Below are 12,026 nucleotides of genomic sequence, written 5' to 3' on the forward strand. Positions count from 1 at the left end.
CACTAAGGCGGCCATCCGGCGTCACCCCAGAAACCGGGCAGCCACATCACCGCTCATGTAGCTAACGCGTCCCCCGGATAGAGTTGCGGCCACACGGTCATCCGCGTCTAGAATAACCAAATCGGCCCGCTTTCCGGCCTCCAGTCTGCCGCGATCCTTCAACCCCAAAACTCTGGCCGGGCCATCAGACACCAATGCCCAAGCCTGCTCGACCGACAGCAACCCGGATTTGGCCAACATCAGCGCCGCACGACGCGGGCTGGGATAGTGGTAGTCTGAAGCCAATGCATCGCAGAGCCCCATGGCCGTGAGATCAAGCGCCGAAGCATTGCCCTTATGCGATCCACCGCGCACTACATTGGGCGAACCCAGGATAACATGATCGCCTCCACCGCGTGCGGCTTCCGCCGCTTCCAGCGTCTCAGGAAATTCTGATATCCGCGCGCCTCGAGCGCGCCAAATCTTGCGATCCTCCGCTGTCTGATCGTCGTGACTGCCCAGACGCACACCTTCAGCTGCCAAAGTGGCAGCAAGTTGATCCAACGCGGCAGGCACCTCAGACTTTGCCGCATGCATGTCTTTCAGCATCTGCCAATGTACATCCGGGTTTCGCCCTGCCTTTAGCGCCTGACCGGTCAGCCGGGGTGGCTTTTTACCCGCTGCGAGCTTGTCGTGGGGCAGGTGGTCATTGAACACCACGTATTGCACCCCCCATTCAGCAATCTGCGTCGGAAGCCTCTCATAGGCATCCAGCAAGTGAACCTCGAACCGTAGCTGCGGCACCACATCTGTGACCACTCTTGCTCGGGCAATTTTGATACTCTCAAAGACTTGCGCCGCGAATTCCGGCCCGCGCAACCCGCCTTCCCAAGATATGAACTGCGCCAGAACAGCGGTGGTGATACCATTGGCAGCCACCTCTGCCTCAGCGGCAATCACCCCCTCAACCATCTGCTTCATTGCGCCTCGGCGCGGCGCAAGATGGCGTTCAAACCCGTCGCCATGGCAATCAATAATGCCCGGCATCACGCGGTATCCCGTCAGATCAATTCGACGCCCGACTGTGCCAGACTGGATGAGCCCACCGCCAATCGCAATCTCTCCGCTGGCGTCCACCCCGCCCGGTCGCAGAACATCTGCCCCGACCAGCGTCAATTCCAGCGCACTCATTCGCTGTCCTCCACCAAACTTTGCTTGTCATCCTGTCGGCAGCGCCCCTCTGCACAGGCATTCTCAATACTGCCGGTGACGGAGTCGAGCCAAGTAATTGATGGATCAAATTGTCCGGCCTCGAGAAAATGCAGCGCCTGGGCGATAACCTGCGGGTTGTTCATCATGAATGTATGGGTGACCGGCAATATAATATGGGCCTGCATGCCAGCGACCTTTGTACTCTCGACCGAGACCTTGCCATCGTCCGGACCAGGTATGATCGCGGAAAATACCGGATTGAATGAGAGATCCCCTGCAACCACCCCAACTGGATAGCTGACCGCTGGCAGTTGGTTCGGAAGGCTGTCTTCTCCTGTACCCAGTTGCAAACCAGCCGGACCATTCAACAGACCAAAGACCTCCCAGGCGCCTAACTCATCCACCAATTCGCTACCTTGATTGGGCGGTGCCAGCATGACGATACGTCCCAATGCCTCAGGCCGGGCTTCTTGCAACCAGTATCGCAATAATATCCCGCCCATGGAATGCGTGACAAAATGCAGGCGGTCCTGCGGGTTCATCAACGTCTCACATTGAGCCACAGCATCTGGCAGTGTATCGAAGGCCAGATCCGCTACCGGCTTGTCGGTTGATGGATATCCTGGCGTCACAACATCAACCCCACGCGCTTCCAACACCTTACCCAAAACCGCGAGAGAGATCTCACTGCGGGCGAGCCCATGCAGAAGGATGGTGCAATCCGCGAAGGCCAAGCCGGGGGAAACGGCAAAGACGGCTAGCGTGACGAGGCGGCGAAGATATCGGAAAGGTCTGACTGTCATGGAACACCAGATAATGCCAAATTATGCCAGCTGGAAGCCCGGATACCACCGGATAATGTTTCAGCTCGACATCCCGCGATCCGACCCCGCCCTATCTGCTACGGGCGGCGACCTCGCTGCGTTTGGGTGTTGTAGCGCTGACCACGACAGCAATCCCGCCCAGCACCGCGACCGACCCTATCAAAAGCCGCAGACCAATCGCTTCGCCCAATAATACCGCGCCAGCAAGAATGGCGATAACTGGTACACTTAGCTGAATCGTAGCGGCAACTGATGGCGTAAGCTGTGGCAAGACGTAGTACCAAAGCGCATAGCCCAGACCGGATGTGACTGCTCCCGACAACACGGCCAGTGCAATCCCTGGGCCGGTGACAAGGCTTCCGCCACCCAGCAGAAAAACAACCGGTATCATCATGACGGTAGCAGCAGCGAAGTTCACTGCAGTGGCCGCAATCGGGGCTGTCGCACCCCGCCCCAGCAGACTGTATGCCGCCCATCCCAACCCGCCCAGCGCCATCAACAGCGAGGCATCAAGCGGCGTTGCGGCGCTGCCATCCGGCCAGACCACAATAGCCAGCCCCAGCAACGCAATAATAGCGCCACCGATTTGCCCTGCAGAGGTTGGGCTGCCTCTAAAACTGCCCCAAAGAAACATCGACACCTGTACTACGCCAAACAGGATCAACGCACCAAGACCGGCATCAAGATCCTGATAGGCCACAGAAAACCCGATCATATAGACTGTCAGTGCCCCTCCACCCCAGATGGTCTGGGAAAGACTGCGACGCAGCGAAACCCGACTCCTAAGGCACAGCGTTATCAGCGTGACCGCCCCAGCAAACAGGCGAAGCAACCCGAAGCCAGTTGCATCCATATAGCCCAAGCCAATGGCCCAGCGGCCAAGGATAGAATTTGCCGCGAAGGCGATCATGGTAAGGGAGACAAGAAAAATCAAATGCATAAGGCGCAGTTATCTTGCTCTGTACTGTCCTGCCAATGAATTTATTGTGTCAAGATTTCGGGCTATCGAAACTCAGCCGCTGTAGCCCTCTTACCCCTTGAAGACATTTTCACGGTGCCACCTGAGGTAGGCAATGTGAGGCTTATAAGCCGGTTCAACTGGTTCTACCAGGCGCCTGCTAGGCACCAGCAACCGGTCCAGTGTGCTATCGTCAACGGCCTTCTTGGCAACCAAAATTTCGTTATCGTCGCCAATCGAAATCAATCCGCGGTCAAACATCCAATGCACAGTGCCAGACAGAGCCAGACCGTTGCTAACAGTATCTGGGCCGCTTTTTGAGACAGGAACAATATGCGCGGCTTCTACTTCAGGGCGGCCACCGCCATTTCTCAGCTCCAACCCAGACATTGAACAGCGTCCCCCATAGGCATGTTTTACCTGTCTGGCAAAACTTTGATCTCGAAATTGGCGCTGCGATAAAATGAGTTCTCTTGGCTGGCCTTGCGGCAAAAACGGCGTTTGAGCCTCGGCAAAACCATCTTCCAGATGAAATTCACCAGTTCTTGGAATCGCATTTGGCTCGTCTCTTGGCTCAAGCCCTGTATTTATGATCTTTGCGAAGTCTTTATCAGAGATCACCCGGACAGAACTTGTGTTGTTGCCCCGTGACTGCGGCAGCCCTGTCTCGTACGGCCCCTGCCCCTCGATCCAGCGGGGAACAAAATTCTCGAAGGATAATTCGCTCCCTTGATCAAGAATGGCGTAAGCCATCTTGGGACCCAACGGATCATCTACAACTTGAAGAACCTTTTGAACCGCATAATAACCTCTGCCGCCGCCACGACGCCCTTCGTAGAAAATCACCCAGTCGCCTACCGTCTGTTCGACCCGGCTTAGGTACTGCCGTTTTGGAAAATGATAAGCGCTTCCCGGCTGATCATCATAGCTGGAATGGGATGATTGAATGAACACTGCCTTTGCCATGCCTGTGGTTGTAGGCAACTAAACTGAAAACGAAAAGGGGCTGCCCGAAGGCAGCCCCAAATCTTGCAGTCATTAGCGGTAAGGCTTCGCCGATTGGCCCTCAATCGCCGTTCGCCTCATCACAAATCCCGATGGGATTTATGATTACATCATGCCGCCCATGCCGCCCATGCCGCCCATGTCGGGCATGCCACCGCCTGCAGCCGCACCTTCTTTGGAAGGCTTGTCTGCAACCATTGCTTCGGTAGTGATCAGCAGGCCAGCAACCGAGGCCGCATCTTCCAGAGCGGTACGCGCCACTTTGGCCGGGTCGATCACGCCGAAGGAGAACATGTCGCCATATTCTTCGGTCTGAGCGTTGAAACCAAAGTTGTTGTCGGAGCTTTCGCGCACCTTGCCAGCAACCACAGCACCGTCGACACCAGCGTTTTCAGCGATCTGGCGCAGAGGCGCTTCGATTGCTTTACGCACGATCACGACACCAGCGTTCTGATCAGCGTTTGCGCCTTCCAGACCTTCCAGAGCTTTACCAGCCTGAACCAGAGCAACACCGCCACCGACGATCACGCCTTCCTGAACGGCAGCGCGGGTCGCATTCAGAGCATCATCAACACGGTCTTTGCGCTCTTTCACTTCGACTTCGGTCATGCCGCCGACGCGGATCACAGCAACACCGCCTGCCAGTTTGGCAACGCGTTCTTGCAGTTTTTCACGGTCATAGTCGGAGGTGGTTTCTTCGATCTGAGCGCGGATCTGAGCTACGCGTGCTTCGATCTCGGCTTTCTCGCCTGCACCGTCAACGATGGTGGTTTCGTCTTTGGTGATTTCGATCTTCTTGGCGGTGCCCAGCATGTCCATGGTAACGGACTCGAGCTTCATGCCCAGATCTTCGGAGATCACCTGACCACCAGTCAGGATTGCGATGTCCTGCAGCATAGCTTTACGACGGTCGCCGAACCCAGGTGCCTTAACAGCAGCAATTTTCAGGCCGCCGCGCAGTTTGTTAACAACCAGAGTTGCCAGCGCTTCGCCTTCAACGTCCTCAGCAATGATCAGCAGCGGCTTCTGCGACTGGATCACCTGCTCGAGCAGTGGCACCATGGCCTGCAGCGACGAGAGTTTCTTTTCGTGCAGCAAGATCATGCAGTCGTCGAGTTCTGCAATCATCTTGTCGGCGTTGGTCACGAAGTAAGGTGACAGGTAGCCACGGTCGAACTGCATGCCTTCAACAACAGTGGTCTCTGTTTCCAGGCCCTTGTTCTCTTCGACGGTGATAACACCTTCGTTGCCGACTTTCTGCATCGCGTCAGCAATCTGCTGGCCGATTTCAGCTTCGCCGTTGGCGGAAATGGTGCCAACCTGTGCTACTTCTGCAGAATCTTTGACTTCGCGGGCCATGCCTTTGATGCCTTCAACAACTTTAGCAGTTGCCAGATCGATGCCGCGCTTCAGATCCATCGGGTTCAGACCAGCAGCAACCTGCTTCAAGCCTTCTTTGACGATTGCCTGAGCCAGAACGGTGGCAGTGGTGGTGCCGTCGCCGGCTTCGTCGTTGGTGCGGGAAGCAACTTCCTTCACCATCTGGGCGCCCATGTTCTCGAACTTGTCTTCCAGTTCGATCTCTTTGGCAACCGAAACACCATCTTTGGTGATGCGCGGTGCGCCAAAGGATTTGTCCAGAACCACGTTGCGGCCTTTGGGACCCAGGGTCACTTTCACAGCGTCAGCCAGAATGTTGACGCCGTTCAGCATACGGTTGCGGGCATCGGTGTCGAATTTGACGTCCTTAGCAGCCATTGTTCACTCTCCTAGAGAAAATCTTATGTTTAGCGATGGATGGGATCAGAGCAGATATCAGGGAAAATCCTGATGTCTTACTCGATGATACCCATGATGTCGCTTTCCTTCATCATCAGCAGCTCTTCGCCGTCGACGGTGACCTCGGTGCCGGACCATTTGCCGAACAGGATCGTGTCGCCAGCCGAAACAGCCATCGCGATCAGTTCGCCACTGTCCTTACGTGCGCCTTCGCCAGTTGCGACGACAACGCCTTCGCTCGGCTTTTCCTTGGCGGAATCAGGGATGATCAGACCACCAGCGGTTTTTTCTTCGCTTTCGGTGCGACGGACCAGCACGCGGTCATGAAGCGGTTTCAATGCCATCTTTGTAGCTCCTTAAAGGCTCAAAGGTTGTTGTCTCGCCCTCTACTCCCCGCAGAGGGTGTTATCACTCATCACTATCGAGTGCTAACGATTGAATAGCTAAGCAGGCCCTGCGGCCCTGTCAACAGGTTGGTTGGGAATTTTTGCGGCAATATTTTGGCGTGAGTGCTACGCCTGATCTGGCTCCACCTTTGCAGCAGTATCGGACGCGACCGGCTCCCAGCTATGGGCCCAGTGAACCAGCCCTGCCCGACCGGATTCGGTCAACCCGTAGATTCCAGTTTCCACCCGTTCGAACCAACCATAGTGATTGCTCGCCATGATCCGTGTGGCCTGTGGAACCCCAGTAGCCTTGGCCACTACCGCACCTTTTTCTGCACCGGTTTCGGCCAGATGGGCCGCGCAACGCAATGCATCCTGACGATAGGCGGTAACAATTCCATGACGGGTCGCGCCGCCTGCGTTTGGATCCCCTTGAAGCCGCTGAAACTCTCGTAACAAACGTGCCTGTTTTTTGGCGGACTTGCGCGGCGCATAAGGTCCAGGATCACAATGCACTTCGGTACGGCCGTCTGGAAGAACGGTGATCAGCCCTATTCCCAAACGCCGGCACATCGCCAAATTGTCTTTCAGCATCCGCTGAGCTTGGCGTCCCCTTGGTCGCAGTACAGCTATATATACAAGATCACTAACGGCCAACCGCGCGATAGCCTGGTGGAAAAGCGTCAAAGAGAATTTAAGTTTCAGTTCGACTATCACTGGTGACGGATCGTCGCGGTACCCGACCACATCAGCAGCGCCCACCTCGCCCTTCACAGTATAACCCTGCCGTTCAAGAAGCGCCTTTATCGGCGGGTAAAGCTGATCTTCGCGGTCCATTGCCAAAGCATAACGCTTGTGTTGCGCGAACAAAAGCAGATCACGATCAGATGACAGGGTAACCGAACATAAGCGAAAGCCTGATGGACGACGTGGGAACGATCGCGACATCGCTTTGTTTTAGAGGTCGGACCCTGACTGCAGGGCGGACCTGCGCACAGCTCATAACACAGTCATTGGCTGGCTGAGCCGGGGTGACAAGTCAAGTCTGGCTGCCTATAAGGCGCGCAAAATGCCCCCTATACATAGGACTGCACTCATGACGACCTTCGTTTTTGGACATAAATCTCCAGACACTGATTCAACCGGATCCGCCATCATCTGGGCTTGGTATCTCTCCAACATCAAAGGTGTCGACGCGGCACCAAAACTGCTTGGCGAACCAAATACTGAAGCCGCTTTCATGCTGCAACATTGGGGTTTGGACAAACCAGAGATCATCGCGGATGTGGCAGCCGACCAACCTGTTGTCATCGTGGACACAAACAACCCAGCTGAATTGCCCGCCAACATCAATGGCGCTGATGTTCAGGCAATCATTGACCATCACAAGCTGGTTGGCGGCCTGGAAACCAAAGGCCCGATCAACATTCGCATCGAACCAGTGGCCTGCACCGCAACCATCATGTGGAAAATGATCGGCACAGATCTCGCGCAGGCTCCCCGCGAGATCAAAGGCGCGATGCTGACCTGTATTCTCAGCGATACGCTGGAGTTCCGCTCGCCCACGACAACCCAAGAAGATAGAGACGTTGCCAATAGCCTGGCCGAGGATCTAGGCGTCGATATCGCCGCCTATGCCGCCGAGATGTTCGCCGCAAAGTCCGACGTTTCCGCATTCTCCGATGCCGAATTGCTGCGGATGGATTCCAAAGAATATGCGGTTGAGGGAACCAAATTCCGCGTCTCCGTTCTGGAAACCACTGCCCCGTCTGTCGTACTGGATCGCAAGGCATCGTTGATGGACACTATGACAACCGTCGCCGCAGAAGATGGTGTCGACCAGGTTCTGCTGTTTGTCGTGGATATTCTGCGGGAAGAAGCAACTCTGCTGGTTCCCAATGACTTGGTAAAGACCCTCGCCACCAAGAGCTTCGATATGACCGTCGAAGGCGACACAGTTGTGCTACCCGGCGTGATGAGCCGGAAAAAGCAGATCATTCCCAACCTCAAGATCTGAGGCGTCAGATCGCTCATATGGTTTATAAATATGAAATGCGGAGCTCGAGCGAGCTCCGCATTTTTTCACCTATAGCGACCAGCAGTGCCAGGATTGGTTTCAATCATTTCCCCATGGCGCGAGGTAGGCACCCCGCCTTTGCCGTGGTTCAACCCTGAGAGTGAAACCAATCTGTTAGTGCTCTATAGCTTGGTGACTAAGTCGCCACCAAATGATGCAATCTGATCAATCCAGACTGAAACAAGCCAATCGTGTTATGTATCAGGCAAAATTGGCAAGATCGCTGTTGTTTTCCCAACCATCATCGTCCACATCGCCACCTGTCGATCCAGACGCTTGCTGCTCTGTTCCGTGGGTATCCCAGTCATCAATACCATCGCCTGACATAGACCCATGCGCTGATGCCTCATTGAAATCTTCCCACCGCTCTTCAGTTGGAAGGCTATCCTCGACAGGCGCAGCCGCCGCCTTTGCGGGAGGTGCTGATTGCTGGCTTACCGTCCCGTCGGAAGGGAGCAATATGAATTGGCCGACGATCTGGTTCAGTCCATAAGTTTCACCGTTCATACTCAGAATTGCCGCCCCGGATTCTTCAACCATTGCAGCATTTTGCTGGGTAACACTGTCGAGCTGCGCCACCCCGATATTGATCTCGTTCAACCCTTGAGCCTGCTCTCCGGCCTCGGTTGAGATGCCAGAAACAAGCGTCGCGATATTCACAACCTCGCCGACGACCTGCGACAGTGCTTTACCTGCGCTATCGACCTTCTCTACGCCTTCTTCGACCGTTTTCGTACTTGCGGTGATCAGGGTCTTGATTTCATTTGCCGCATCAGAAGAGCGTTGCGCCAAAGCGCGAACCTCGGAGGCAACAACAGCAAACCCGCGGCCAACTTCGCCCGCACGGGCTGCCTCTACGCCGGCATTCAGTGCCAAAAGGTTCGTCTGGAAAGCGATATCATCAATAACGCCGATGATCTGGGAAATCTGCCCGGAGGACCGCTCGATCTCATTCATCGCTTCGATAGCTCCTTCAACGACGCGACCACTGTTTTCGACGTCTTTACGTGCCGAGTCGACAGCGCTTTCTACCGCTTTTGCGTTATTTGCGGAACTGTTGACACTGACGGTCATCTCTTCAAGAGCAGCGGCCGTTTCCTCTAGGGTTGCAGCCTGACTTTCTGTGCGTGAAGACATATCTTCTGCACCGTTGCGTATTTCATCAGATTGTTTCTGAATTCCTGCGCTGGCTTTGACGACTTGAGCCATTACCTCGTTCAATTTATCAACGGTATCATTATAATTGTCCCGAAGCAGGTTATATTCCTCGCCCAGACTCTCATTGATGCGATCACTGAAGTTTCCAGAGGCAAGCGCCTGAAGCCCACGGCGCAACCGGTCAATAACCTTTTCGCTTTCTTCACGACGTTCGTTTTGTTTGGCCAATTCTTTAAGAACGCGCCCGGAAACCCGGTCAATATCATGAGCAATTTGCCCAAAATCATCGCCGCGCATCCGTTCTTCAACCTTGAGACCGAAATCGCCCTCGGCCACATCACGGAGCGCATCACGCATGCGATCAATCGGGCGTACGATGTTCAGCGTCATTTTTCGGGCGTTAAAGAACGACACAACTATCAACACTGCAGATGTCACCAACAGCGTATACAGCAGTGCGATGTCATGTGCCCGCGCGTCTTCGGCCGTTTGAATTGCAGCTTCCTCAATCCAATCGCTCAGCGGATGCAATTTTTTGTTGAGCTCGTAGTAGCTGTCCTGAAACGCATCAAGAGCGGCGTCCGCTGCAACCGGATCAACCAGGGCTAAATCAGCTAGTGCGGTTCCAAGCGAGAGAAAAGTATCAACCTCAGCGGTCATGCTTTCAACTTGGGCTAACGCTTCTGGTGGTAAAAAATCTCCCTTCAGCAATTCGAGATTCTCACGAAGCTCTTTGCCGGCCTCACCGACTCTTTGCCGTAGTTTTTCTTTCTTCGCCGCAGTTGCATGGTCACCTGCAAAGACCAAATAGACTACTTCTGCGTGCAACTCTTCATGCAGCAGATCAATTTTCAGCTCGTGACGTACAGTACGTGTAACATCAATTTGCCTTTCAAGTTCCAATTCACTTTGCCAAAGGCTATAGACTGACATTGTAGCCAGGACTAGAATTGTAAAAACTGAAACCGCACCTGAAATAACAAACCGGTTTTTTGTGGATATACTTCGAAACATTACTGCACACCTCAGGGTTGAAACAATTTCTGTTCTACGCCTCTGTTATTAAAAAAATGAAAATACCGCCGATCTGGTCAAATACCGCTTGCTCTGACATAGCTTGGGAACCAGAAATCCTATGCGAAAGACTGCTCTCATGACCCAGATCATCGCCTCCCTCGCAGAGGTCTCAAACCGTTACAAAGCCCTGTTCGTGGATCTATGGGGCTGTGTTCACAATGGTATCACCGCCTATCCAGAAGCGGTCTCGGCCCTGAAAGCCTATCGCGAAACAGGCGGCATAGTCGTGCTACTGACCAATTCGCCCAAGCCACGCGCCGGGGTGGCAGCCCAGCTGGGCGAGTTCGGTGTACCAGATGATGCCTATGACACGATCGCCACATCAGGTGATTCTGCCCGATCAGCTATGTTCAGCGGGGCGGTAGGTCGCAAGGTCTATTTCATGGGCGAATGGGAGCGTGACGCCGGTTTTTTTGAACCCCTCAAAATGCTGGATGATCCGCTGGATGTTACCCGTGTCCCACTGAAAGAGGCTGAGGGTATTGTCTGCTGCGGGCCCTTCGACACTCAGGCAGATCCAGATGTGAACAGACCCGATTTCCTGTATGCGAAGCAGATGGGGTTGAAGTTGCTCTGTGCCAATCCCGATATCGTGGTCGACCGCGGTGAAATACGTGAATGGTGCGCGGGCGCGCTGGCGCGGCTCTATACTGAAATGGGTGGCGAGAGCCTTTATTTCGGCAAACCTCATCCCCCAATCTATGATCTGGCGCGGCGCCGTCTCGCAGAACTGGGACAGGACATCGCGGACCATGACATTCTGGCGATCGGCGATGGCCCTCATACCGATGTATCAGGGGCTATGGGAGAGGGGCTGGACTCACTTTTCATCACAGGTGGACTTGCAGCAAAAGAAACGAAAACCGATCACCAACCCGATGCGGTGGCTCTAAAGCACTATCTAGAAAAAGAAAAATCTGCGCCGACCTATTCGATAGGAAAGTTACGCTGATATAGAAAACACTTGATTTTCTGCGACTGCGAAGTAATAAAGTTGCTGCGAATAGCTTAATATTTGCGCATTTGTTTCGTCGCAAACTTCAAAATGCAGAGCGGCGATCATCAGTCACGGCAGATCATCGCCAACCGGGAGAGGCACATGTTGGACAATTTTCCACGCGGGACCATCTGTATCGAAGACATTGAGATGGGGATGGTTCGCTATCTACGCAAAGAGGTGACCGATAAGGACATCGAAATGTTCGCTGAGGTTTCAACCGACCACAACCCGGTGCATCTTGATGAGGGCTATGCTCAGGATACCATGTTTCAAGGGCGCATCGCTCATGGAATGCTGACCGCCGGCTTGATTTCAGCAGTCATCGGCGAACAGCTCCCCGGCCATGGCACTATCTATATGAGCCAGTCACTGAAGTTTCTGGCCCCTGTGCGCCCTGGCGATCTTGTTCTGGCCGAAGTCGAAGTGACAGGTATCGAGATCGACAAACGCCGGGTCAAACTGGATTGCCGCTGCATGGTCGATGGAAAGAAGGTCCTTGTTGGCGAAGCCATGGTTATGGCCCCCTCGCGCAAGTTCGACTGAGCTAGGGATAACAACCCGTGACAAGTCA

General features: G+C 54.4%; 11 protein-coding genes. 3 read left to right on the forward strand and 8 right to left on the reverse strand.

Annotated elements, in window-relative coordinates; genetic code table 11:
* Window positions 1–21: 21 nt before the first annotated feature.
* The 7 genes from ACEWZM_RS04315 to ACEWZM_RS04345 form a co-directional block, all read right to left on the reverse strand.
* A complete protein-coding gene (locus ACEWZM_RS04315; RefSeq protein WP_414005273.1) occupies window positions 22–1,170 on the reverse strand; it encodes an alpha-D-ribose 1-methylphosphonate 5-triphosphate diphosphatase in 1,149 nt (382 codons plus the stop codon).
* Window positions 1,167–1,994, reverse strand: coding sequence for an esterase/lipase family protein (locus tag ACEWZM_RS04320; protein ID WP_414005274.1), 828 nt, complete (start codon window positions 1,992–1,994; stop codon window positions 1,167–1,169). The genes ACEWZM_RS04315 and ACEWZM_RS04320 overlap by 4 nt, the downstream gene beginning before the upstream one ends.
* A 91-nt stretch (window positions 1,995–2,085) precedes the next feature.
* Window positions 2,086–2,955, reverse strand: coding sequence for a DMT family transporter (locus ACEWZM_RS04325; RefSeq protein WP_414005275.1), 870 nt, complete (start codon window positions 2,953–2,955; stop codon window positions 2,086–2,088).
* A gap of 90 nt (window positions 2,956–3,045) precedes the next feature.
* Window positions 3,046–3,939: an HNH endonuclease gene (locus ACEWZM_RS04330; RefSeq protein WP_414005276.1), complete on the reverse strand. Its 894-nt coding sequence runs from the start codon at window positions 3,937–3,939 to the stop codon at window positions 3,046–3,048.
* A gap of 144 nt (window positions 3,940–4,083) precedes the next feature.
* Complete coding sequence (gene groL / locus ACEWZM_RS04335) at window positions 4,084–5,736, reverse strand: chaperonin GroEL (protein ID WP_414005277.1); 1,653 nt, start codon at window positions 5,734–5,736, stop codon at window positions 4,084–4,086.
* A 77-nt stretch (window positions 5,737–5,813) separates the two neighbouring features.
* A complete protein-coding gene (locus ACEWZM_RS04340) occupies window positions 5,814–6,101 on the reverse strand; it encodes a co-chaperone GroES (protein ID WP_414005278.1) in 288 nt (95 codons plus the stop codon).
* Between the two features lie 168 nt (window positions 6,102–6,269).
* The gene (locus ACEWZM_RS04345) at window positions 6,270–6,980 is read right to left on the reverse strand and encodes a DUF2161 domain-containing phosphodiesterase (RefSeq protein WP_414007953.1); all 711 of its coding nucleotides are present in this window, start codon (window positions 6,978–6,980) and stop codon (window positions 6,270–6,272) included.
* A 259-nt stretch (window positions 6,981–7,239) separates the two neighbouring features.
* Between ACEWZM_RS04345 and ACEWZM_RS04350 the strand changes: the two genes are divergently transcribed.
* Window positions 7,240–8,160, forward strand: coding sequence for a manganese-dependent inorganic pyrophosphatase (locus ACEWZM_RS04350; protein WP_414005279.1), 921 nt, complete (start codon window positions 7,240–7,242; stop codon window positions 8,158–8,160).
* A gap of 261 nt (window positions 8,161–8,421) precedes the next feature.
* On the opposite strand, the gene ACEWZM_RS04355 is transcribed toward ACEWZM_RS04350, so the two are convergent.
* A complete protein-coding gene (locus ACEWZM_RS04355; protein ID WP_462046844.1) occupies window positions 8,422–10,281 on the reverse strand; it encodes a methyl-accepting chemotaxis protein in 1,860 nt (619 codons plus the stop codon).
* Between the two features lie 250 nt (window positions 10,282–10,531).
* On the opposite strand from ACEWZM_RS04355, the gene ACEWZM_RS04360 reads away from it, so the two are divergent.
* A complete protein-coding gene (locus ACEWZM_RS04360) occupies window positions 10,532–11,407 on the forward strand; it encodes a TIGR01459 family HAD-type hydrolase (protein ID WP_414005281.1) in 876 nt (291 codons plus the stop codon).
* Window positions 11,408–11,554: 147 nt separating this feature from the next.
* A complete protein-coding gene (locus ACEWZM_RS04365) occupies window positions 11,555–11,998 on the forward strand; it encodes a MaoC family dehydratase (RefSeq protein ID WP_414005282.1) in 444 nt (147 codons plus the stop codon).
* Window positions 11,999–12,026: the final 28 nt, after the last annotated feature.

Origin of the sequence: Phaeobacter cretensis (assembly GCF_047372505.1) — a bacterium.
GTDB classification, from domain to species: domain Bacteria; phylum Pseudomonadota; class Alphaproteobacteria; order Rhodobacterales; family Rhodobacteraceae; genus Phaeobacter; species Phaeobacter cretensis.